General features: G+C 63.6%; 22 protein-coding genes. 9 read left to right on the top strand and 13 right to left on the bottom strand.

The features are described 5' to 3' along the window. The first annotated feature begins 85 nt into the window (after window positions 1-85). A complete protein-coding gene (locus tag E2H86_RS17820; RefSeq protein ID WP_207955640.1) occupies window positions 86-751 on the top strand; it encodes a hypothetical protein in 666 nt (221 codons plus the stop codon). Then, a complete protein-coding gene (locus E2H86_RS17825; RefSeq protein ID WP_243744074.1) occupies window positions 711-1,406 on the top strand; it encodes a hypothetical protein in 696 nt (231 codons plus the stop codon). Before E2H86_RS17820 ends, E2H86_RS17825 begins: the two co-directional genes overlap by 41 nt. A 45-nt stretch (window positions 1,407-1,451) precedes the next feature. On the opposite strand, the gene chrA is transcribed toward E2H86_RS17825, so the two are convergent. From chrA to exaC, 10 genes are all read right to left on the bottom strand, one after another. Continuing rightward, window positions 1,452-2,813 (bottom strand): chromate efflux transporter, encoded by a 1,362-nt coding sequence (gene chrA, locus E2H86_RS17830; protein WP_133330141.1) that lies wholly within the window; start codon window positions 2,811-2,813, stop codon window positions 1,452-1,454. A gap of 321 nt (window positions 2,814-3,134) precedes the next feature. Next, window positions 3,135-3,845, bottom strand: coding sequence for a LexA family transcriptional regulator (locus E2H86_RS17835; protein ID WP_133330144.1), 711 nt, complete (start codon window positions 3,843-3,845; stop codon window positions 3,135-3,137). A 173-nt stretch (window positions 3,846-4,018) separates the two neighbouring features. Further along, window positions 4,019-4,546: an inorganic diphosphatase gene (ppa, locus tag E2H86_RS17840; RefSeq protein ID WP_003255365.1), complete on the bottom strand. Its 528-nt coding sequence runs from the start codon at window positions 4,544-4,546 to the stop codon at window positions 4,019-4,021. A gap of 92 nt (window positions 4,547-4,638) precedes the next feature. Then, entirely contained in the window at window positions 4,639-5,454 is an 816-nt protein-coding gene (locus E2H86_RS17845; RefSeq protein ID WP_133330146.1) for a zinc-dependent peptidase, read from the bottom strand. Between the two features lie 7 nt (window positions 5,455-5,461). Beyond that, complete coding sequence (locus tag E2H86_RS17850) at window positions 5,462-6,109, bottom strand: DedA family protein (RefSeq protein ID WP_133330148.1); 648 nt, start codon at window positions 6,107-6,109, stop codon at window positions 5,462-5,464. Window positions 6,110-6,395: 286 nt separating this feature from the next. Then, a complete protein-coding gene (locus E2H86_RS17855; protein WP_133330150.1) occupies window positions 6,396-6,854 on the bottom strand; it encodes a GNAT family N-acetyltransferase in 459 nt (152 codons plus the stop codon). Between the two features lie 98 nt (window positions 6,855-6,952). Further along, window positions 6,953-7,771: an ethanolamine ammonia-lyase subunit EutC gene (eutC, locus tag E2H86_RS17860; protein WP_133330152.1), complete on the bottom strand. Its 819-nt coding sequence runs from the start codon at window positions 7,769-7,771 to the stop codon at window positions 6,953-6,955. Window positions 7,772-7,780: 9 nt separating this feature from the next. Then, window positions 7,781-9,175: an ethanolamine ammonia-lyase subunit EutB gene (locus E2H86_RS17865; protein ID WP_133330154.1), complete on the bottom strand. Its 1,395-nt coding sequence runs from the start codon at window positions 9,173-9,175 to the stop codon at window positions 7,781-7,783. Between the two features lie 49 nt (window positions 9,176-9,224). Then, window positions 9,225-10,673, bottom strand: a complete 1,449-nt coding sequence (eat, locus tag E2H86_RS17870; RefSeq protein WP_133330156.1) for an ethanolamine permease — start codon at window positions 10,671-10,673, stop codon at window positions 9,225-9,227. Between the two features lie 197 nt (window positions 10,674-10,870). Continuing rightward, window positions 10,871-12,391, bottom strand: coding sequence for an acetaldehyde dehydrogenase ExaC (exaC, locus tag E2H86_RS17875; RefSeq protein WP_133330158.1), 1,521 nt, complete (start codon window positions 12,389-12,391; stop codon window positions 10,871-10,873). A gap of 259 nt (window positions 12,392-12,650) precedes the next feature. On the opposite strand from exaC, the gene E2H86_RS17880 reads away from it, so the two are divergent. The 4 genes from E2H86_RS17880 to E2H86_RS17895 all read left to right on the top strand — a co-directional run bounded on the left by E2H86_RS17880 (window position 12,651) and on the right by E2H86_RS17895 (window position 16,890). Next, on the top strand, window positions 12,651-14,564 hold the full coding sequence (locus E2H86_RS17880; RefSeq protein WP_133330160.1) for a sigma-54-dependent Fis family transcriptional regulator: 1,914 nt from the start codon (window positions 12,651-12,653) through the stop codon (window positions 14,562-14,564). Window positions 14,565-14,630: 66 nt separating this feature from the next. Next, window positions 14,631-15,980 (top strand): UDP-N-acetylmuramate:L-alanyl-gamma-D-glutamyl-meso-diaminopimelate ligase, encoded by a 1,350-nt coding sequence (mpl, locus tag E2H86_RS17885; RefSeq protein ID WP_133330162.1) that lies wholly within the window; start codon window positions 14,631-14,633, stop codon window positions 15,978-15,980. Then, complete coding sequence (gene ubiX / locus E2H86_RS17890) at window positions 15,977-16,606, top strand: flavin prenyltransferase UbiX (protein ID WP_133330164.1); 630 nt, start codon at window positions 15,977-15,979, stop codon at window positions 16,604-16,606. Before mpl ends, ubiX begins: the two co-directional genes overlap by 4 nt. Continuing rightward, complete coding sequence (locus tag E2H86_RS17895; RefSeq protein WP_133330166.1) at window positions 16,603-16,890, top strand: YceK/YidQ family lipoprotein; 288 nt, start codon at window positions 16,603-16,605, stop codon at window positions 16,888-16,890. The genes ubiX and E2H86_RS17895 overlap by 4 nt, the downstream gene beginning before the upstream one ends. 49 nt (window positions 16,891-16,939) lie before the next feature. Here E2H86_RS17895 and E2H86_RS17900 read toward each other — a convergent pair whose 3' ends face one another. The 3 genes from E2H86_RS17900 to E2H86_RS17910 all read right to left on the bottom strand — a co-directional run bounded on the left by E2H86_RS17900 (window position 16,940) and on the right by E2H86_RS17910 (window position 19,872). After that, on the bottom strand, window positions 16,940-17,584 hold the full coding sequence (locus E2H86_RS17900; RefSeq protein WP_133330168.1) for an oxidoreductase: 645 nt from the start codon (window positions 17,582-17,584) through the stop codon (window positions 16,940-16,942). A gap of 28 nt (window positions 17,585-17,612) precedes the next feature. Then, complete coding sequence (locus E2H86_RS17905; protein ID WP_133330170.1) at window positions 17,613-19,346, bottom strand: C13 family peptidase; 1,734 nt, start codon at window positions 19,344-19,346, stop codon at window positions 17,613-17,615. Between the two features lie 70 nt (window positions 19,347-19,416). Beyond that, a complete protein-coding gene (locus E2H86_RS17910) occupies window positions 19,417-19,872 on the bottom strand; it encodes a MaoC family dehydratase (RefSeq protein ID WP_133330172.1) in 456 nt (151 codons plus the stop codon). 145 nt (window positions 19,873-20,017) lie between these two features. On the opposite strand from E2H86_RS17910, the gene E2H86_RS17915 reads away from it, so the two are divergent. Genes E2H86_RS17915 through E2H86_RS17925 form a run of 3 tightly spaced genes read left to right on the top strand, consistent with a single transcriptional unit; the run spans window position 20,018 to window position 21,693 of the window. Next, window positions 20,018-20,380, top strand: a complete 363-nt coding sequence (locus E2H86_RS17915; protein WP_133330174.1) for a CidA/LrgA family protein — start codon at window positions 20,018-20,020, stop codon at window positions 20,378-20,380. After that, window positions 20,377-21,093, top strand: a complete 717-nt coding sequence (locus E2H86_RS17920; RefSeq protein ID WP_133330176.1) for an LrgB family protein — start codon at window positions 20,377-20,379, stop codon at window positions 21,091-21,093. The genes E2H86_RS17915 and E2H86_RS17920 overlap by 4 nt, the downstream gene beginning before the upstream one ends. A gap of 9 nt (window positions 21,094-21,102) precedes the next feature. Then, window positions 21,103-21,693, top strand: a complete 591-nt coding sequence (locus tag E2H86_RS17925) for an LON peptidase substrate-binding domain-containing protein (protein WP_133330178.1) — start codon at window positions 21,103-21,105, stop codon at window positions 21,691-21,693. Window positions 21,694-21,695 lie beyond the last annotated feature (2 nt).

Here is a 21,695-nt window from a genome sequence, read left to right on the forward strand (position 1 = left end):
CTGTTTGTTGTGAGTGGCGACCTCTCGGCTTGGCAGGTCGATGTTCAGCCACTTCAATACAGGCCTTTCAACCGGGACGATTACCATGACCACACCTGAAAACCCGGACTCGCTGTCCAACCTGAGCGGCTCGCTCAGTGCTGAATACGATCAATCCCGCGCGGCCCAGCGCGACCGCGTGATCGCCGAACTCAAGCAAGTGATCGAGCGTGTACCCGAACAGACCGAACTCACCAACTCGCGCCGCTACAAGGTGTGGGGGCCGGTGCTGCTGTTGGCATCGCTAGGTATGCTTGCCCTGGCCGTCAACATGGGCAAGACCGGCATGATCGTGGCGGCCTTGTTCCTGGCGGCGGTCTTCGCCGCGGTGACCTGGCAGCATCGCAATGCTGGCACCCACGTGTTCATGCGCCTGACCCGTCGCCAGCTGTTCGTCGACACTCTGGATACGCCGGTCGACCTGGCCCAGGTCGAGGATGTGGCGATCAAGGACGAAGGCCTGGTCACGATGCAGACCCTGAACATGAGCGACGAAGCGGTGCTGCCGGATCATCGTGTGGCGCGGCTGCAGTTCTTCGGTAACCAGGCAATGGTGTTGAGAAAACCCCGTCTGCAACTGCGCATCATGTCCGCCGGTCTGGCCATCGGCGGCCGTAAGCTGGACAACGAAGAAGCGCTGGCATTGCTGGCGGCCTACCGCGACGCGGCCCATGCCCAACGTCAGCTCGAGGCAGTGCTTGCCGATGGATGAAGGCGAACGCGAAGCGCATCTGGATTATCTGCAGGCCTGTGCCGATGGACCGAGCGCGTCCCTGGAGATCCATGAGCGCTCGCTGGGCAAGGCGCTGGTGTGCGCCGTGTTGGCCTTGTCGGTGGCTGCCGTCGGCCTGTGGCTGACCAGCCTGCCGCTGTTATTCGGCCCGCAGACCGCGGCGCCGGTCAAATGGCTGCTGTGGGGCTGTGGTCTGCCGTTGCTCGCGGCAGGTCTGGCCGGGTTGGCCTTGGCCGAGGCGCTGCGCCGCCGCCACGGCAAACGGGTGCTGGACATCACCCCCGACACCCTGTGCTTTGCCAATTCGCCCGCGCCCATACCCTGGCATACCTTCGATGCATTCGACATCGATCAGCGCCACCTCAGTACTTTGGTGGTGTTTTCGGTCTCGGCATCCAGTCGTGCCCCTGAATTGTATCCCGCCTGCTACAAGTCGCTGGTGACACCCGATGCCTCCCCCCTGGCCGGCGGTCTGCGGGTCAAGGTGTGGGCGTGCACACCGACCCTGGCCGGCAGGGCATTGGCCTTCGAGGAACTGACCGACCTGTTGTACGCCTACCTTGAAGCCGCCCAGGCGCGGCGCACTCTGGGACAGTTGTTCCCAGCCGTGGAGCGGCTCGGCGCCCAGGGATGAGTCGCGCGCAGGACGAGGCGCAGCGAAATCGGCACCCGGTCTTCTTCAGGTGATGAGGTGGATGGCAAGTCCGACCAGCGCGCTAGCGATCAGCACTTGGATCACGCTTCGCTTGTAGCGCAACAGCGCGATGGCAGCTGCGCCAGCAATCAGCGCAGACGGCCACTCGAACGCACCGGCGAAGCCATTCGGCCAGAGGACGTGATAGCCGAAGAAAAGCGCCAGGTTGAAGATCACGCCGACCACCGCTGCGGTGATGCCGGTCAAGGGTGCGGTGAACTTCAACGCGTTATGGGTCGATTCCACCAGAGGGCCTCCAGCCAGGATGAAAAGGAAGGAGGGAAGGAAGGTGAACCAGGTCACGAGGCTAGCGGCGATGGCCCCGGCGACGAACGGAGGATAGGCCTCGAACATGGGGTGGAGGTAGCCGCCGACGAACCCTACGAATGCGACCACCATGATCAGCGGGCCAGGCGTGGTTTCGCCCAACGCCAGGCCGTCGATCATCTGGCTGGGCGAGAGCCAACCGTACTGGCCCACTGCCCCTTGATACACGTAAGGCAATACCGCGTAGGCGCCGCCGAAGGTCAGCAATGCCGCTTTGCTGAAGAACCAGCCCATGCGCGTCAGCGTCCCGTCCCAACCAAAGGCCGCCACCAGCAGGCCCATGGGCAGCAACCACAGGCCAGCACCGACGAATAACAAGCGCAGCAGGCGCGTCCAGTGAAAGCGAGCATGCGCCGGGATCGCTGTATCATCGTCAATCAGAGCACGGCCATGGCGGGCCGTGGCGGCCCGCTGGCCACCGCCCAAGGCAAATTGGTCCGGCAGCAGGCGACCGCCGAAGTAACCGACAAGGCCGGCAGCCAGCACGATGAGCGGAAAGGGTAGATGTAACGCAAAGATGGCCACGAACGAGGCTGCCGCGATCGCCCATAGCCAGGCATTCTTCAGCACTCGGGTGCCGATACGGTGGGCGGCATGTACCACAATCGCGGTCACCGCCGGTTTGATGCCATAGAGGATGCCGGCGACCGCGGGTACCTCGCCAAACGCAAGGTACAGCCATGACAAGCCGATCAGGATGAACAATGACGGTAGCACGAACAACGTCCCTGCAATGATTCCGCCCCAGGAGCGATGCATCAACCAGCCGATGTACGTTGCCAGCTGTTGCGCCTCGGGCCCAGGTAGCAACATGCAGTAGTTGAGTGCATGCAGGAATCGCTTTTCACTGATCCAGCGGCGGCGTTCCACCAGTTCCTGATGCATGATCGAAATCTGCCCCGCAGGGCCGCCAAAACTGATCAACCCCAGTTTCAGCCAGAACAGGAACGCTTCGTACAATCCAACGGCCCGTGGTTCGGTCTCAGGCTGTTCGTGGCTGTGAGGAGTGGGATTGGCCATTGGTAGAGATCTGAACTGGAAATGTCATTAACCCTACCTTAGCCCTGCGCTTGGTCCCGTGGGTGAATGGCGCAGAGGTTCAGGGGGACTTTCGGTCGGGCATTAAAAAGCCGGCTTGTGGCCGGCTTCTCGGGGACGGTCTTGGCTAATTTTTGGTAAGCCGCAACCGCCTTAATCGTGTGGCCATCAAGGGCCGAATAGAAATGGCGAACGACCGTGTGGGACGTTGCCGAGCCCTCTGGATCGCGGCTTGCGCCGGTCGGGGCTGAAGTGGCGCGTAGCATACAAGGGCTGGCGCCAGATGCCCAGCAAAAATTGCCATTAGCAGGGGCCCCCCGGGCGCTGGCCGCGAAAATGCGACCAATGGAACACCCAGCCGAGGACCTGCAGCCTTTGGGCCTGGCGCTGTACCTGGGTATAGCGCTCGGTTGCGTACTGGTTGCGGTCGTGGCTGTGCAGGCACAAGGTGCCTTGCTGGCCCAGGCTGAGGCTGTTCACCCGGAGCACGCCGTCGTGCAGCAGCGCATAGGTCTCGCCTTCGATCACCTGGGTCAGGCTACGGTCGATGGCGACGATCGCGCCACTGGGGATCAGCGGCGCCATGTTGCTGCCGGGCATGGCCACGCAGATGGCCGCCTCGCTGGAAATCCCCAAGGTCTGCAGCGCCTGGGCCTGCAGCGGCAGGTAGTTGCCTGGCACTGGCACCAGCGAGCCTTCGTACAACGCATGCAGGGGCACCTGCTGGATGTAGCCGCTCTGGGCGCCGAGCAGGGCCGGCGCTTCGATCGGTTGCGGACCCGGCAGGCCACTGCGCAGCATCGGCGCCGGGTGCTTCGGGCCTTCGCCATTCTGCAACCAGCGTCGGTTCACGCAGAACACGTCGGCCAGTTCATCGAGGCGAGCGAAGGGGATGCCTCGCTTGTACCAATTGTTGACGTGCTGCGGCGAGATACCGCGCTGGGCAGCGAAATCGGAAGAGGTCAGCCCACACTCCTGGAGCAGGGCCTTTAGGCGTTCACCGGATCTGTTCATGGACCGAGTGTAGCGTCGGCGTACGCGCAGGGAAATGAACCGGATGTTGATGCGAAAAGTCGGAAAAAGCCTCTATGTAAGACAATTTCTTAGGACGCGGTAGGATTTTCGCCATGCAGGCGGCCGATGCCATAAAAAAACCCCGCCGGAGCGGGGTTGTTTCGCGATCGGGATCAGCCCTTGTAGGCAGCGACCGATTTGGTGATCGCGGCACGGGCGGCGTCGGCGCCTTCCCAGCCTTCGATCTTGACCCACTTGCCCTTCTCCAGATCCTTGTAGTTGGCGAAGAAGTGCTCGATCTGCTGGATCAGCAGGGCAGGCAGGTCGGTGTATTCCTTGACGTCGACGTACAGCTGCGACAGCTTGTCGTGCGGTACCGCGATGACCTTGGCGTCGCCGCCGCCGTCGTCGGTCATGTTCAGAACGCCGACCGGACGGGCACGGATCACCGAGCCTGGCGCGACCGGATACGGGGTGACCACCAGCACGTCCAGCGGATCACCGTCGTCGGCCAGGGTGTTGGGGATGAAGCCGTAGTTGGCCGGGTAGAACATCGGGGTGGCCATGAAACGGTCGACGAACAGGGTGTCGCTGTCCTTGTCGATCTCGTATTTGATCGGCGCATGGTTGGCCGGAATTTCGATGGCGACGTAGATGTCGTTCGGCAGGTCTTTGCCAGCCGGAATCTTGCTGTAGCTCATTGGGCGATGCCCCCGTGTCTGTTCAAAAAGTGGCGGCGATTATAGGCATATTCCGCGCAGGGCTGCCACGCTTAGGCGGACGCGCGGGGGTATCAGGCGTGGCTTTCGCGATAGTCCGGATGTTCGGCCTGCAGACGCTGCAGGCGCTCGAGCGGGGCTTGGCGGTAGAACAGCGCAAGTTGGCCATAGACCTGTGGATAGGCCTGCTGCAACAGGTCGGGCGCGCTGAAGAAATACTCGCTGGTGACCGCGAAGAATTCTGCCGGGTTTTCCGCTGCGTAGGGATCGATGATGGTGTCAGTGTCGGGGTCGGCATCGAGCTGGCGGTTGAGATCATCGTAAGCCTGTTGCATCACCTTGGCCCAGGTCTCGACATGCATGTCCCGGTGCAGGGGCGGTAGGCCGTTGGCGTCACCGTTGAGCATGTCGAGCTTGTGCGCCAGCTCGTGGATGACCAGGTTGTAGGCATCCCAGCCGCCGCTGGCCAGCACCCCATGCCAGGCGAGGATCACCGGGCCTTGCTGCCAGGCCTCGCCGCTGTGCTCGCCATCCCAGACGTGTTCCACGCCGCTGGCGTCGCGGTGGCGCTGGGGGCTCTTGAAGTCATCGGGGTAGAGGATGATCTCGTGGAAGCCCTGGTACCAGTTCAGCTCGCCCAGGTGCATCAGCGGCAGTTGTGCCTGGGCGGCGAGGTACAGGCGCTGCTCGTCGTCCAGTTCGACGCCGGGCAGGGTGGTCAGGTGCTTGTCGTGCAGGAACAGGACGCACGCTTCGCGCAACCAACGGTCTTCGGCCTGGCTGATGCCATCGAGCAGGGGCAGGCGCTCGCGGATCGCCTGCCACAGTTGTGGGTCGATTGGGTAGCGCGCCAGGGTGCGCTTGCGCCGCCAGGCGCTCAACGACCACATGGTGCGGTCAGTGGGCCTTGGCCGTGCGGCCCAGGCGCCCGCGTACCAGTCCGAGGATCATCGGCACCAGCGACAGGACGATGATGCCCACCACCATCAGCGACAGGTGCTGTTTGATGAACGGCACGTTGCCGAAGAAGTAACCGAGGGTGACCAGGCCGCCCACCCACAGCAGCGAGCCGGCCACGCTGAAGCCGAGGAAGCGCGGGTAGTGCATGTGCGCGATGCCGGCGACGAACGGCGCGAAGGTCCGCAGGATCGGCAGGAAGCGCGCCATGGTCACGGTCTTGCCGCCGTGGCGCTCATAGAAGTCGTGAGTGCGTTGCAGGTAGTCGCGACGGAAGATCTTCGAGTTGGGGTTGTTGAACAACCGTTCACCCACGGTGCGACCGATCACGTAGTTGGTACTGTCGCCGAGAATCGCCGCGGCCATCAGCAAGCCGGCCAGCAGCACGGGGTCCATGCCACCGCCTGCGGCTACCGCCCCGGCAATGAACAACAAGGAGTCGCCCGGCAGGAAGGGCATGACCACCAGGCCGGTCTCGCAGAAGATCACGGTGAAGAGGATGGCGTAGATCCAGGGGCCGTAGTTGGTGACCAGCAGGTCGAGATAGGTATCGAGATGCAGGATAAGGTCCAGCGGGTTGAAATCCATGTACAGCACCTGTGTTCTTGACCCGAGGCTACGGGCACGCGATGACGGACGACGCCCAGGAGGTAGGCTTTTTTACCCTACTGATGGGGAAATTACTTTGTGTCAGGAAGGGCATTATACGGCGATGCGGGGATCGTGCCCGGGGAGATTGTAGCTTTGGGTTTCGGTGGGGGGCGGTATTGGTATGGTGGGGCTTATGCAGGGCGGCATCTATCGGGCGCCCGCGCGGCGCTCGATAGATGCGGCACTAAATATTCCAAGCGCACACTGCGCCCGTTGCCATCCCTCAATCCCCACCAATCGGCAACACATAATTCTCGAACTCGGTGTCCTTGCGAAACCCTATCGACTCATAGGTCTTGCGCGCCACCTCGTTGCTGGCCGTGGTCGACACCCGCATGCGCACCGCCTGGGTATCCTTGGCCATCTTCCGCGCCTCGCGCATCAAGTGGTCCGCCACCAGCATGCGACGGGAATCCTCGGCTACATAGATGTCGTTGAGAATCCATACGCGCTTGAGCGACAACGACGAAAAGCTCGGATACAGCTGGCAGAAGCCCAACAACTTGCCATCGTCATCATCCGGTAGTGCCAGGTAGATCACCGACTCGTCACGCTTGAGGCGTTTTTCCAGAAAGGCCCGCGAACTGTCCGGGTAGGGCAGCTCCCCATAAAACTCGCGATACTTCACGAACAACGGCGTCAGCAGGTCAAGGTGTTGCAGGGTTGCCTTGATGATGCGCATGTGCGGCCCTCAGAGTCCATTGGGAAACGGCGGAATGCCAGCAGCAGTCAGGGCCATGCTGCCCCAATCTGCGGCGCCAACCGTCCGTGACATGTGTTTTACCCTTCGTCGAGTAGGAAGTTCCCTTTTTTACTGGTGGGGTTTTCGCTGTCGATACTGTGTAGCTCGGCTTCGTCTTTCAGGTTGACGCCCGACAGCTGCCGGCGACAGGCCTCGCGCATCAGGTACAGCAAACGGTGGGCGGCCATGCCGTAGCTCAGCCCTTCCAGGCGCACGTTGGAGATGCAGTTGCGGTAGGCGTCGGTCAGCCCGACCTTGGGCGCATAGGTGAAATACAGCCCCAGGCTGTCCGGGGAGCTGAGACCAGGACGCTCGCCGATCAGCATCACCGTCATGCGGGCACCGAGCAGTTCACCGATTTCATCGGCCACGGCAACCCGACCCTGCTCCACCAGCAATACCGGGGCGCAGCTCCAGCCATCGGCTGCGGCCTGCTCCTCGAAGCGCGCCAGCAACGGCAGGGTATGGCGATGCACCGCCAGAGCGGAAAGACCGTCGGCGACGACGATCGCCAGGTCGACGCCGCCAGGGTTGGCGTGGGCATGCTCGCGCAACAACCGCGCCGAGTCCTCATGCAGGCGCCGACCCAGGTCGGGGCGTTGCAGGTATTGGTGGCGGTCGCTGGCGGCACTGTGCAGCACCAGCGTATCGCGGCCCCGTGCCTGGAGTTGCTCGGCCAGGCTGGCGTGATCGAAAGCCAGGTGCACGGCATCGCGGGCCTGGGCGTGGGCGAACTGGAAGTCCAACTGTGCGCCGGTGGGCAGGCTGGTGCCGCTGCGACCCAGGGCGATGCGCGCCGGGGTGAGGTTGCGCAGGGCTAGCCAGGGGTTGGCCGGGGAGGGCGTGCGAGGGTCCATGGTCATGTCCTATGCGAGCTGCGCCAGGGCCTGGCGGAAGGCGGGCGGCAGGTTGTCGCCAAAGCGCACTCGACCATCGGCCTGGGTAAAGATACCGGTGCGCTCCAGCCAGGCTTCGAACTCCGGGCCGGGGCGCAGGCCCAGGGTCTGGCGAGCGTAGAGCGCATCATGGAACGAGGTGGTCTGGTAATTGAGCATGATGTCGTCGGAGCCAGGAATGCCCATGATGAAGTTGATCCCGGCCACGCCGAGCAGGGTCAGCAGGGTGTCCATGTCGTCCTGGTCGGCCTCGGCATGGTTGGTGTAACAGATGTCGCAGCCCATCGGCACGCCCAGGAGCTTGCCGCAGAAGTGGTCCTCGAGACCGGCGCGGATGATCTGTTTGCCGTTGTACAGGTATTCCGGGCCGATGAAGCCGACCACGGTGTTCACCAGAAACGGCTTGAAATGCCGGGCCACGGCGTAGGCACGGGTCTCGCAGGTCTGCTGGTCAACCCCATGGTGGGCGTTGGCCGACAGTGCGCTGCCCTGGCCGGTCTCGAAATACATGAGATTCTGCCCGAGGCTGCCGCGCTGCAGCGACAAGCCGGCCTCGTAACCTTCCTGCAGCACGTTGAGGTTGACGCCGAAGCCGGCGTTGGCCGCCTCGGTGCCGGCGATGGACTGGAACACCAAATCCAATGGCACGCCCCGCTCGATGGCGGCGATGGAGGTGGTCACGTGGGTGAGCACGCAGGCCTGGGTAGGGATGTCGTAGCGCTGGATGATCGCGTCGAGCATTTCCAGCAGGGCACAGATCGAGGCGATGCTGTCGGTGGCTGGGTTGATGCCGATCATGGCGTCGCCATTGCCGTACAACAGGCCGTCGAGGATGCTGGCGGCGATTCCGGCCGGTTCGTCGGTCGGGTGATTGGGTTGCAGGCGGGTCGACAGACGTCCGCGCAGGCCCATGGTGCCGCGAAAACGAGTGACCACGCGGATTTTCTGCGCCACCAGGACCAGGTCCTGCACGCGCATGATCTTCGATACCGCGGCCGCCATTTCCGGGGTCAGCCCTGGGGCCAGGGCGCGCAGGCTGTCCTCGTTGGCCGCATCGCTCAAGAGCCAGTCACGCAGGCCGCCGACGGTCAGGTGGCTGACGGCGGAAAAAGCCTGGGCGTCATGGCTGTCGACGATCAGCCGGGTGACTTCATCTTGCTCGTAGGGAATCAGCGCTTCGTTGAGAAAGTGACTGAGGGGGATATCGGCCAGGGCCATCTGCGCGGCGACCCGTTCGCCGTCGTTGCTGGCGCCGATACCGGCCAGGTAGTCGCCGGAGCGCGCCGGACTGGCCTTGGCCATGACTTCCCGGAGGCTGTCGAAGCGGTAGACCAGGTTGCCCACCGTGTGTACGAAACTTGCCATACAGAATCTCCAGAGCGCCGCGGGCGTGGCCCGCGGCGGATGTCGGCGATCAGTTCAACGCCTCTTCGGCCTGCTGGATCGCGGCGAATTCCTCTTCCGGTGTACCCGCTACCAGGTGGTGGCGACTGTAGAAAGCAAAGTAGGCAATTAATACCCCATAGATCACCGCAGCGCCAATCACCACTCGCGGATCGACCAGGAAGCCTGCCACCACGGCGATGCACGCCAGGACCAGGGCCACGCCCGAGGTCACGATGCCGCCAGGGGTGCGATAGGGCCGTTCCATCTTCGGCCGGCGGATGCGCAGGGTGATGTGCGCGGCCATCATCAGCACGTACGACAGGGTCGCGCCGAACACCGCGACCAGGATCAGCAAGTCACCCTGGCCGGTCAGCGACAGCGCGAAGCCGATGATGCCGGGGATCACCAGGGCCATGACCGGGGCCTTGCTCTTGTTGGTTTCCGAGAGCTTGCGTGGCAGGTAGCCGGCTCGCGACAGGGCGAAGATCTGCCGCGAATAGGCATAGATGATCGAGAAGAAGCTGGCGATCAGACCCGCCAAGCCGACCAGGTTGACGAAGCTGCCCATCCAGGTACTGCCGCCATAAGCCTTGGACAAGGCCTCGACCAGGGGGTTGCCAGATGCTTTCAGGGCCTCGGAGCCCGCGCCACCTGGGCCGACCACCAGGATCAACAGGGCGAAGGCGAGCAACACCAGCATGGCGCCGATCAGGCCGCGTGGCAGGTCGCGTTTGGGGTTCTTGGTCTCTTCGGCGGCCAGCGGCACGCCCTCGACGGCGAGGAAGAACCAGATCGCATAGGGGATCGCCGCCCACACGCCGACGTAGCCGAAGGGCAGGAAGCTGCTGGCACCGACCGCGTCGGTCTTGGCGATATCGAACAGGTTGGCTGCATCAAAATGGGGCACCATGCCCACCAGGAACACCGCCAGGGCGATGGCCGCGATGGCGGTGATGATGAACATCAGCTTCAGTGCCTCACCCACGCCGAAGATGTGGATACCGATGAAGACGATGTAGAACGCCAGGTAGATCATCCAGCCGCCGATGCCGAACAGCGATTCGCAATAGGCGCCGATGAACACGGCGATGGCGGCAGGGGCGATGGCGTATTCGATGAGGATCGCGGTGCCGGTGAGAAAGCCGCCCCAGGGGCCGAAAGCGCTGCGGGCGAAGCCATAGCCGCCGCCGGCGGTAGGAATCATCGAAGAAAGCTCGGCCAGGGAAAAGCACATGCACAGGTACATGGTGGCCATCAGCAGCGTTGCCAGGAACATACCGCCCCAGCCGCCCTGGGCCAGGCCGAAGTTCCAGCCGGCGTAGTCGCCGGATATCACGTAGGCAACGCCCAGGCCTACCAGCAGGACCCAGCCGGCGGCACCTTTTTTCAATTCACGTTGTTGGAAGTAGTCGGAGCCGACCTTTTCGAAATCGACGGAAGAGCCCGCCGGCGTGCCGGTGGAGTGATCGCTAGGCATGGATTCACCTGTTGTTTTTCTTGAGGTCCGGAGGGGTTCCGGGCCGATGGTGATCGAGACTGCAGGAAGCGGGCCAGAGCGGTTCGTGCACGGAAACCGCTTGGCAATGGAAGCCCGCCTCCACAGGTAATGTGTGATGGCCGAGGCCATCACGGGACCTGTGGGAGCGGGCTTGCCCGTGAATGCCGCAACGCGGTTTAGAAGAAGCCCAGCGGATTGATGTCGTAGCTCACCAACAGGTTCTTGGTCTGCTGGTAGTGGTCGAGCATCATCTTGTGGGTTTCGCGGCCAACGCCTGACTTCTTGTAACCGCCGAACGCGGCGTGGGCTGGGTACAAGTGGTAGCAGTTGGTCCACACGCGACCGGCCTTGATGCCACGGCCCATGCGGTAGGCGCGGTTGATGTCACGGGTCCAGACGCCGGCGCCGAGGCCGAACTCGGTGTCGTTGGCGATGGCCAGGGCCTCGGCTTCGTCCTTGAAGGTGGTGACGCTGACCACCGGGCCGAAGATTTCCTCTTGGAACACGCGCATGCGGTTGTTGCCCTTGAGCAGGGTCGGCTGGATGTAATAGCCAGTGGCCAGGGCGCCTTCGAGTTTTTCTACCTTACCGCCGGTCAGAAGCTCGGCGCCTTCCTTCTCGGCGATTTCCAGGTACGAGAGAATCTTCTCGAACTGCTGTTGCGAGGCCTGGGCGCCGACCATGGTGTCGGTGTCCAGCGGGTCGCCGCGCTTGATCTGTTGGACCTTCTTCATCACCGCTTCCATGAACTGCGGGTAGATCGACTCCTGCACCAGGGCGCGCGATGGACAGGTGCAGACCTCGCCCTGGTTGAAGAACGCCAGGACCATGCCCTCGGCGGCCTTCTCGATAAAGCTCGGCTCGGCCTGCATGATGTCTTCGAAGTAGATGTTCGGCGACTTGCCGCCCAGCTCTACGGTGGACGGAATGATGTTCTCGGCGGCGCATTTCATGATGTGCGAGCCGACCGGGGTGGAGCCGGTGAAGGCGATCTTGGCGATGCGCTTGCTGGTGGCCAGCGCTTCGCCGGCTTCTCGGCCATAGCCTTGGACGATGTTGAGCACGCCCTTGGGCAGCAGGTCGCCGATCAGCTCGACCAGCACACTGATGCCCAGTGGGGTCTGCTCGGCGGGTTTGAGCACCACGCAATTGCCTGCGGCCAGCGCCGGCGCGAGTTTCCAGGCCGCCATCAGCAGCGGGAAGTTCCACGGGATGATCTGCCCAACGACGCCCAGCGGCTCATGGATGTGATAGGCCACGGTGCCTTCGTTGATTTCTGCGGCGCCGCCTTCCTGGGCACGGATGCAGCCGGCGAAGTAGCGGAAATGATCCACCGCGAGTGGGATATCGGCGTTGAGGGTTTCGCGGATCGGCTTGCCGTTGTCCCAGGTTTCGGTGATGGCCAGGACTTCCAGATTCTGCTCGATGCGGTCGGCGATTTTCAGCAGGACATTGGAGCGGTCCTGTACGGAAGTGCGACCCCAGGCATCGGCGGCGGCATGCGCGGCGTCCAGGGCTTTGTCGATGTCTTCGGCAGTGGAGCGGGGAAATTCGGCGATCGGCTGGCCGTTCACCGGAGAGACGTTGGTGAAGTACTCACCCTTGACCGGAGGAACGAACTCACCACCGATGTAGTTGCCGTAGCGGCTCTTGAAGGAAACCTTCGCGCCCTCGGTACCGGGATGTGCGTAACGCATGGTGTGTCTCCTGGCTTATGTGTTTTGTTGTGGAGTTGAGAAGCGTAGAGCAAAGCCCGGGCCAGCGTGGCCAGCGCCAATGCAATCAACGGCTTGGACCATGACCCGGCGGTGGAGGCGCGATGGAACGTGCCAGGCATGGCGCGCTGGGGGGTGACACTTTGTACCGTTGATGACACGCCCTCGGCACCTGCATTGCAAAGCCCGCCCGGGTGGAGGATGCTGACGTGAAGTCTCTATCTGCGGAGCAAAACAACAAATGCAGAGCAACGAACTCAGCCGCCATGCCCGGCAGGTGCACACCGTCGCCCGCGGCGCGGCCACCGGTGACCCGTCGATCACCCGCTCCTGGCTGCGTTGCCTGGAGGACTATCACCTCGACCCAGCACTGATCCAGGCGCCGCTGGTGCTTGAACACGAGCGGCTGCTCGAAAGCCGCGAGCGCCTGTGTCAGGTGCTGGAAATCGCCGGCGGCGAGATGAACAGCCTGCATCAGCAACTCTCCGGTGCCGGTCACGCGGTGCTGCTTACCGATGCCCGAGGGGTGATCCTCAACTGCGTCACCGCACCGACCGAGCGGCGCGTGTTCGAGCGCGCGGGACTGTGGCTGGGTGCGGACTGGAGCGAGGCGCGTGAGGGCACCAACGGCATCGGCACCTGCCTGGTCGAGCGTCAGGCCCTGACCATTCACCAACATGAGCACTTCCGTGGCCGTCATACGGGCCTGACCTGCTCGGCCAGCCCGGTGTTCGACCCCCATGGCGAGTTGCTGGCGGTGCTCGACGTGTCCTCGGCCCGCCCCGACGTGTCGCGACAGAGTCAGTTCCACACCATGGCCCTGGTCACCCTGTCGGCCAAACTGATCGAAAGTGCCTATTTTTTGCGTCACTTCGAGCGACACTGGCTGTTGCGCTTGCACCTGCAGGTCGAATCGCCCGGCCTGGTGGGCGAAGGCCTGCTGGCGTTCGACGGCGATGGGCGTATCTGCGCGGCCAACCAAGGCGCGTTGAACCTGCTCGGTTGTCGGCGCGATGGCCTGCTGGGGCAGACCATGGAGCAGTGCTTCGCTTGCAGCCACGATGAGTTGTTCAGCCGCGCCACGCCCTCAGGCAGCACCGCCTGGCCGTTGCGAACCCGTGACGGACGACGGTTCTTCGCCAGCTTGCGCGGGCAAGCGCAACGGCCGTTGTGGTCGGTGCCGGCCAGTACCGCGCCGGTGCAAGCTCCGGCCAACGGTGTATGTCTGCTGGATCCTGCGCTGCAGCGCGAGTTCCAGCGCGCCGTTCGCGTGTTCGAGCGCGATGTACCGTTGCTGCTATGCGGCGAGACCGGTTGCGGCAAGGAGGCGTTCGCGAAGGCCGTGCACCAGGCCAGCCAGCGCCGTGGCAAGCCGTTCGTGGCGGTCAACTGTGCATCCATCCCCGAAAACCTGATCGAGAGCGAGCTGTTCGGCTATCGCGGCGGCAGCTTTACCGGTGCGCGCAAGGAGGGTATGCGCGGCAAACTGTTGCAGGCCGATGGCGGGACGTTGTTGCTGGACGAAATCGGCGACATGCCACTGGCGCTGCAGACGCGTCTGCTGCGGGTGCTGGAAGAGCGCCAGGTGGTGCCGATCGGGGGCGAGCCCCAGGCAGTGGACGTGCGCATCGTCAGTGCCACCCATCGCGACCTGCTCGAACGGGTAGAGCAGGGCACTTTCCGCGAGGACCTGTACTACCGGCTCAACGGCTTGGAGGTCACCTTGCCGGCACTGCGCGAACGCAGCGACAAGGCGGCGCTGTTGGACCTGTTGCTGCGCCAGGAAGCCCAGGGCCAGGCCATCGCCATCGAGCCACGGGCGCGGCAGGCGCTGCTGGACTTTGCCTGGCCTGGCAATGTGCGGCAGATGCGTACCGTGCTGCGGACTTTGCTGGCGCTGTGCGAGGACACGTTGATCCGATTCTCTGACATTCCCACTATGGTCAGGGCCAACGAGGCCCGCTCCCACAGGTCCGTTATCGGGTCTGGAACATTGGAGGGTGTCGATCTACTGCAGAGCGCCGAGCGTCAGGCGCTAATGGAAATGCTGGAGGCCAATCGCTGGCACTTGACCCGCGTCGCCGAGCACCTGGGCATCAGTCGCAATACCCTCTATCGAAAACTGCGCAAGCACGGCATAACCCGAGCCGTCTGAGCGAAACATCGTGTGCGATTTTCTTCGCCCTGGGCTACCCTGCCTCGAAGTTTTGCGAGGTCGACCATGCATATTCACATTCTAGGTATTTGCGGCACGTTCATGGGGTCGCTGGCGGTGCTGGCCAAGGAGCTTGGCCACCGCGTCACTGGCTCCGACGCCAACGTCTATCCACCGATGAGCACCCAGCTCGAGGCCCAGGGTATCGAGCTGACCCAGGGCTACGACCCGGCGCAACTGGACCCGGCACCTGATCTGGTGGTGATCGGCAACGCCATGTCGCGCGGCAATCCGGCAGTGGAATACGTGCTCAACAAGGGACTGCCCTACGTCTCCGGCCCGCAGTGGCTGGCCGACCACGTGCTGCAGGGGCGCTGGGTACTGGCCGTCGCCGGTACCCACGGCAAGACCACCACCAGCAGCATGCTGGCTTGGGTCCTCGAACATGCCGGCATGAGCCCGGGCTTTTTGATCGGCGGTGTGCCGCAGAATTTCTCGGTGTCGGCGCGCCTTGGCGACACGCCGTTCTTCGTGGTCGAGGCCGATGAGTACGACAGTGCCTTCTTCGACAAGCGCTCGAAATTCGTCCACTACCACCCGCGAACCGCGATCCTCAACAACCTCGAGTTCGATCATGCCGATATCTTCCCCGACCTGGCGTCGATCGAGCGGCAGTTCCATCACCTCGTACGGACGATTCCAGGCGAGGGTCTGGTCATCCATCCCACCACCGAACCGGCATTGGAACGGGTGATCGGCATGGGGTGCTGGACGCCGGTGCAGACCACCGGAGCCGGCGGCCAGTGGCAGGCCAAGCTGCTCAGCGCCGATGGGTCGCGCTTCGAAGTGCTGTTCGAGGGCGAGCCACAGGGTGTGGTCGATTGGGCCCTGACCGGCCAGCATAACGTCGCCAATGCCCTGGCGACCCTGGCCGCCGCCCGCCATGTCGGCGTAGTGCCGGCCATGGGCATCGACGGTCTGAGCGCCTTCAAGAGTGTCAAACGCCGTATGGAGAAGGTCGCTGAAGTTCAGGGCGTGACTATCTATGACGATTTCGCCCATCACCCGACCGCTATCGCCACCACCCTCGATGGCCTGCGCAAGCGCGTTGGCGAGGCGCCGGTGATCGCGGTGGTCGAGCCCCGATCCAACTCGATGAAACTGGGTGCCCACCGTGATGGCCTGCCGGACAGCGTCAACGACGCCGATCAGGTCATCTGGTACGCCCCGGCCAACCTCGGTTGGGACCTGGCGGCCACCGCCGAGCAGTGCAAGGTGCCGAGCGTGGTGGCCGACAGCCTCGAGGCGATCATCGAGCGGGTCAAGGGCCAGGCGCGTCCCGGCACCCATGTGGTGATCATGAGCAACGGCGGCTTTGGCGGCCTGCACGGCAAGCTGGCCGAGGCCCTGAAGTGAACGGGCCGGAACGCATCACCCTGGCCATGACCGGCGCCTCCGGGGCGCAGTATGGCCTGCGCCTGCTCGACTGCCTGGTGCGCGAGGATCGCGAGGTGCACTTTCTCATCTCCAAGGCCGCACAACTGGTGATGGCCACCGAGACCGACGTGGTGTTGCCGCCCAAGCCACAGGCGATGCAGGCGTTTCTGACCGAGTACACCGGTGCCGCCGATGGCCAGGTGCGGGTGTATGGCAAGGAGGACTGGATGTCGCCGGTAGCTTCAGGCTCCGGTGCTCCGGCGGCGATGGTAGTGGTGCCGTGCTCCACCGGTACGCTGTCGGCCATCGCCACCGGCGCCTGCAACAACCTGATCGAGCGCGCCGCCGATGTCACCCTCAAGGAGCGTCGGCAGTTGATCCTGGTGCCGCGTGAGGCGCCATTCTCGACGATTCATCTGGAGAACATGCTCAAGCTGTCGCAGATGGGGGCGGTGATCCTGCCGGCTGCGCCGGGTTTCTACCATCAGCCGCAGACCATCGATGACCTGGTCGACTTCGTCGTGGCGCGTGTGCTCAACCTGCTGAACATTCCCCAGGACATGCTCCCGCGCTGGGGCGAGCATCACTTCGGGGTCGATGATTGAAGCGCGTGCTGGTGATACTGCTGGCGGGCATGACGCTTGGCGGCTGCGCCACCGTGCGAACCCTGGATGCCAACAAGCCGGGGGCGCCGGTGGTGTATGCCGGGACGCGGCTGGACTGGTATGTGATCAATGGCGGGTGCTGCCCCAAGGACCACTTCGGCGCCGAGGCACCGACGTATCCGCGCCTGGATCTGCCGGGGAGCATGCTGCTCGATACCCTGTTCCTGCCGTTGTCGTTGCTGACCGCGGCGGGCATCGGTTTCCAGGCTAGCGGTGGATTGTGATGGCCTCTTCGCGCCGAACTGGCGCGAAGAGGCCTGATTGAACGCAGGATTACTTCTTGCCGAGCCTACGCAGCTCATCCGACTCGACGATGCGCACCCCGTCTTCTTCTTCCAGCGCCAGTCGCCATAGCGCCCGCGCCAGTGTGCAGGGCTCGATACCGCGATACTTGCCTGGGAGAAACCGCGCGAACGGCGCCGCCATCCGCTCGCCCAGGCGTGGCTCGACGCGGTCACCCAGCAGCAGTGAAGGCCGCACGATGGTCAGCTGTGGCCAGTCCTGGGCCTTGAGCGCTTCTTCCATCTCGCCTTTGACCCGGTTGTAGAAAATCGACGACTTGGGATCGGCACCGATCGCGCTGACCACCAGCAGGTGCCGCGCGCCCATCTCCCGGGCACGCTTGCTGAAGGCCACGACCATGTCCAGGTCCACCGCACGGAACGCCTGCTCCGACCCCGCCTGCTTGAGCGTGGTGCCCAGGCAGCAATAGGCGATGTCGACGCGTCCGGCCAGCTGTGGCAGAAACACTGCCGGGTCGCCAACCGGGTTTTCCAGATGCGGATGCTCGGCCAGGGGGCGGCGCGTTGGGGCCAGTACCCGGCTGATGGTGGGTTCGTTGAGCAGGCGGTCGAGCAGGTGTTCGCCCGTTAGACCCGTGGCTCCGGCAAGCAGGACATGCTGAGGCGTCAAGTACATGATGTCTCTCCCTTGTTACACACAGAGTTTAGTGGTTGCCGGGCGTTTTCGCCTGTTCCCCCACGTTCGCCTGTGCGGCGTTGCGCAAGGCCTCCTCGGCCTGCTGCCGGCGCAGGCGCTGCCAGTGCGCCAGGACCGCAGGCGGTGCCCACATCTGGGGCTCGGAGGCTTCAAAACCTTCCCTTTGTTCACGTTCGGCAACGGTGGCTCGCGCCAGTTCGAACGCCTGTTTCAAATCATCGGTCTGATTCAGTGCCTGGGCGAACAACGCATCGCCGAAGTAGGTGAAATCAGCCTCTTCCGAACAGCCGAACGACACCCGATCAGCTCGCGCTGCAGTCATGATCACCGTGCGCTCGTCCTTGAGCGGAGCGATGTAGCCTCCGGAATAGCAGGCGGAGATGACGATCACCTTGTCGCGGCCCTTCAGCGGGGCCAGGGCGCTGCTCAGCTCGGCAGCGGACAGATCGGCCAGTTGCAGGCGCGGCTGGTCGAGCACCAACTGGTGGTCGGCGCTGCCGTGGCTGGTCAGGTAGATGAACACCAGGTCTTCCGGGCCGCTACGCTCGGCCAGGGTACGCACGGCGCGGGAGAGGCTCTCGCGTGTCGCCATCGGGCGCGTCGCCAGCTGATCCCGGTGATTGACCAGGGTTACCTGGCCGCTGGCGCCGAAGCGTACCTTCAGCATGTTGCTGACATAGTCGGCTTCGCGCAGGAATACGCTCTGCTGGCCATCTCCGGCCACCACCAGGCTGTACAGTTGGATCGGTGGTGCCGAATGCGGCACGTTGGCCAGTGCTTCGTCGAGCAGTCGGCCTTGGTTGAGCAAGGCCAGGTCGAGAGGGTCGGGCAACAGCTTGCCGTGCTGGTCGCGCACGCGCACGCCGTTCACCCACTCACCAGCCTGCACCTTACCGTTGGCCAGGGTCAGGCGACCTGCGCCGTGGTAGGCATCGTTGGCAAAGCCGCCGCTGTAGTGGCTGCCGTCAGCCAGTTGCAGGGTGCCCTGGCCGTCGAAGCGCCAGTCGACGAATTCGCCTTTGTAGTGGCTGCCATCGCTGGCGAGCATTTCGCCTTCGCCGATCAGCGAGCCATCCTTGAATTCGCCGATCCACACATCACCCTCGGCGCTTTCATAGCGGCCCCGGCCTTCCAAACGGTTGTCCTTGAACTCACCGATGTACTGCTCACCGTCGACGCTGTCGTAGGTGCCGCTGCCCTGCAGTTGGCCATTGACGAAACGCCCGCTGAACTGGTTGCCGCTGGCGTCGCTGCGTACGCCATCGCCATTGGGCTGGCCCTTGGCGAACAGCCCCTGGTAGCGGCTGCCGTCAGCCAGTTCGAGCTGGCCCGCACCGTCGTACTGATCGTCCTTGAACTGGCCCCGGTAGGTCTGATCGGCTTGCTTGAGCGTGCCTTCGCCATCGCGCCGGCCATGCTTGAAGGTGCCGGCGTAGTGGCTGCCTGGGGTGGTCAGGTCGCCCAGGCCCTGGAACAGCCCTTCGGCGAACTGGCCGCGGTAGACCTCGCCATTGCTACCGTGCCATTCGCCCTGGCCGTGCCATTGGCCATCCTTGAACGTGCCGGCGTACCAGCTGCCATTGGGGTAGTCGATACGACCCTGGCCCTGCAGCAGGCCATTCACCACCTCGCCTCGATAGCGCCCGCCGTCGGGCAGGCGGGCGTCCGGCGGCAATAACGATTCGCCATCGCCACAGGCGGCAAGCAACAGGGTCAGGGCGAGAGGCAACAATGGACGCATGGTCGAACCCGGGCAAAAGATCTGCCGAGTATGCCGCAGAATGGGGGCTGCATAGCAGCCCCCATGTCGTTCAGACGAAACAGAGGGTCAGTGGCTCGGCAATGTAGGCCGGCTTTTCTTCGCCTTCGATCTCCAGGGTGGCGGTTGCCTTCAGCAACCATTGCCCGGGTCGCTTCTCGGTCACTTCGCGAAGCTCCAGCTTGAGCCTCACCTTGCTGTCGACCTTCACCGGTTGCACGAAGCGCACGCTGTCCAGGCCATAGTTGACCACCATCTTCAGCCCCTCGGGCAGGAGCAGGATGTCTTCCATCAGCATCGGCAACAGCGACAAGGTGAGAAAACCATGGGCGATTGTGCTGCCGAACGGGGTATTCGCTGCCCGTTGTGGGTCGACGTGGATGAACTGGAAATCGCCGGTAGCCTCGGCGAACAGGTCGATACGTTGCTGATCGATCTTGAGCCAGTCGGAACGACCCAGTTCCTTTCCAACATGCTGCACGAGCTCGGTAACCGGTACATGGGGCATGGCGACTCTCCAGAGGCTTCTAGTTGGTACGAGAGTGCAAGATCAGCACGGCCGCTGGTTGCCGTCAAGTTGCCTGCACTTTGCCGAATATCGGCATACAGGCACGGCATGCTTATAATGGCCGCGATGCCTCGAGGAGAGACGTATGCTGTTGCGTGGTTTGACCTGGCTGGTGCTGTTCCAGCTGCTGGGTACAGCGATCAATCATCTGCTTGCCCCGATTCTGCCGGGCCCGATCATCGGTCTGTTGTTGTTGCTGTGCTTCCTCATGGCCCGCGGCGAGGTCGGCAAGCCACTGAACGAGGCCGCCAGCAGCCTGCTGCGCTATCTGCCGTTGCTGCTGGTGCCTCCGGCGGTCGGGGTGATGGTGTATGCCAAGGCGATTGCCGCTGATTTCTGGGCCATTGTCGGGGCGCTGTTGGTGTCGTGCCTGCTTACCCTGGTGTTCGTCGGTGTGCTGATGCAAAAGCTTATCCATCGCCAGGCCCCCCGCGAGGAGCAGCCATGAACCTCGATTGGCAGGGGACCGTGGATGCGGTGGTGCATCATCCGCTCTTTGGCATCGGCATCACCTTGGCCGCCTATCAAATGGTCCTGGCGGCCTACGAGAAAACCCGCTGGATCTTCCTGCAGCCGGTGCTGGTGTCGATGCTGCTGGTGATCGGCGTGCTGTTGCTCAGTGGTATCGACTACGCCGAGTACCGCAAGAGCACCGAGATCATGAATATCCTCCTGGGCCCGGCCACGGTGGCCCTGGCGGTCCCCCTCTACCTCAACCTGCGGCGCATTCGCCAACTGTTCTGGCCGATCTTTACTACGCTGGTAATCGGAGGCGTTTTTGCCACCGTGGCGTGCGTGTTGCTGGGGTGGTGGTTCGGCGCCGAACACATGATCCTGATGACCATGGCACCCAAGTCAGTGACTTCGCCGATCGCCATGCTGGTCGCCGAGCAGATCGGTGGGGTGGCGGCATTGGCGGCGGTGTTCGTGTTGATTACCGGGGTCATCGGGGCGATTTTCGGCCCGGCCCTGCTGACCCGTCTGGGCGTGCTCAGCCCGGAGGCGCGAGGCATGTCCCTGGGTATCACCGCACATGCGGTCGGTACCTCGGTGGCCTTGCAGGAAAGTGACGAATGCGGCGCCTTCGCCGCGCTGGCGATGAGTCTCATGGGGGTGGCCACGGCGGTGTTCCTGCCGTTGGCGGTCAGCCTGGTGGCTTGAGGAGTTCTGATGACGCTACCGCTGTTTCCCCTCAATACCGTGTTGTTTCCCGGATGCCTGCTGGATCTGCAGATCTTCGAGGCACGCTATCTGGACATGATCGGCCGCTGCATGAAGCAGGGCGAAGGTTTTGGCGTGGTCTGCATCCTCGAAGGTGAGCAGGTCGGCAAGGCGCCCCCGGTTGTGGCGTCGATCGGCTGCGAGGCGCTGATCCGCGACTTCGTCCAGCAGGACAACGGCCTGCTCGGCATCCGCGTGGAAGGTGTGCGCCGCTTCGAGCTGACCCAGACCGAAGTGCAGAAGGACCAACTGATGCTGGGGCAGGTCCATTGGCTCGCCGAACAGCCCGACAGTCCGCTGGGCGAGCAGGACGATGACCTGCTGGCGCTGTTGCTGGCATTAGGCGAGCACCCGATGGTCGAGGCGTTGGACATGCCGCGTGCGGTCGACGGTCGCCAGTCCCTGGCCAATCAGCTGGCATACCTGTTGCCGTTCATGGAGGAAGACAAGCTCGACCTGTTGACCATCGATTCGCCCCAGGAGCGCCTGGCGGAGATCCAGCGCTTGCTGGAGCGGATCCAGGGCGAGTTGTTCGCCTGATC

This window comes from Pseudomonas putida (assembly GCF_004357765.1).
Lineage (GTDB): Bacteria > Pseudomonadota > Gammaproteobacteria > Pseudomonadales > Pseudomonadaceae > Aquipseudomonas > Aquipseudomonas putida_U.

Bases quoted from the DNA above. Each gene is read 5' to 3' on its own strand.
- E2H86_RS17820 (WP_207955640.1), top strand. From the start codon at position 86: ATGACCACACCTGAAAACCCGGACTCGCTGTCCAACCTGAGCGGCTCG.
- E2H86_RS17825 (WP_243744074.1), top strand. From the start codon at position 711: ATGCCCAACGTCAGCTCGAGGCAGTGCTTGCCGATGGATGAAGGCGAA.
- chrA (WP_133330141.1), bottom strand. From the start codon at position 2,813: ATGGCCAATCCCACTCCTCACAGCCACGAACAGCCTGAGACCGAACCA.
- E2H86_RS17835 (WP_133330144.1), bottom strand. From the start codon at position 3,845: ATGAACAGATCCGGTGAACGCCTAAAGGCCCTGCTCCAGGAGTGTGGG.
- ppa (WP_003255365.1), bottom strand. From the start codon at position 4,546: ATGAGCTACAGCAAGATTCCGGCTGGCAAAGACCTGCCGAACGACATC.
- E2H86_RS17845 (WP_133330146.1), bottom strand. From the start codon at position 5,454: ATGTGGTCGTTGAGCGCCTGGCGGCGCAAGCGCACCCTGGCGCGCTAC.
- E2H86_RS17850 (WP_133330148.1), bottom strand. From the start codon at position 6,109: ATGGATTTCAACCCGCTGGACCTTATCCTGCATCTCGATACCTATCTC.
- E2H86_RS17855 (WP_133330150.1), bottom strand. From the start codon at position 6,854: ATGCGCATCATCAAGGCAACCCTGCAACACCTTGACCTGCTGACGCCG.
- eutC (WP_133330152.1), bottom strand. From the start codon at position 7,771: ATGGACCCTCGCACGCCCTCCCCGGCCAACCCCTGGCTAGCCCTGCGC.
- E2H86_RS17865 (WP_133330154.1), bottom strand. From the start codon at position 9,175: ATGGCAAGTTTCGTACACACGGTGGGCAACCTGGTCTACCGCTTCGAC.
- eat (WP_133330156.1), bottom strand. From the start codon at position 10,673: ATGCCTAGCGATCACTCCACCGGCACGCCGGCGGGCTCTTCCGTCGAT.
- exaC (WP_133330158.1), bottom strand. From the start codon at position 12,391: ATGCGTTACGCACATCCCGGTACCGAGGGCGCGAAGGTTTCCTTCAAG.
- E2H86_RS17880 (WP_133330160.1), top strand. From the start codon at position 12,651: ATGCAGAGCAACGAACTCAGCCGCCATGCCCGGCAGGTGCACACCGTC.
- mpl (WP_133330162.1), top strand. From the start codon at position 14,631: ATGCATATTCACATTCTAGGTATTTGCGGCACGTTCATGGGGTCGCTG.
- E2H86_RS17900 (WP_133330168.1), bottom strand. From the start codon at position 17,584: ATGTACTTGACGCCTCAGCATGTCCTGCTTGCCGGAGCCACGGGTCTA.
- E2H86_RS17905 (WP_133330170.1), bottom strand. From the start codon at position 19,346: ATGCGTCCATTGTTGCCTCTCGCCCTGACCCTGTTGCTTGCCGCCTGT.
- E2H86_RS17910 (WP_133330172.1), bottom strand. From the start codon at position 19,872: ATGCCCCATGTACCGGTTACCGAGCTCGTGCAGCATGTTGGAAAGGAA.
- E2H86_RS17915 (WP_133330174.1), top strand. From the start codon at position 20,018: ATGCTGTTGCGTGGTTTGACCTGGCTGGTGCTGTTCCAGCTGCTGGGT.
- E2H86_RS17920 (WP_133330176.1), top strand. From the start codon at position 20,377: ATGAACCTCGATTGGCAGGGGACCGTGGATGCGGTGGTGCATCATCCG.
- E2H86_RS17925 (WP_133330178.1), top strand. From the start codon at position 21,103: ATGACGCTACCGCTGTTTCCCCTCAATACCGTGTTGTTTCCCGGATGC.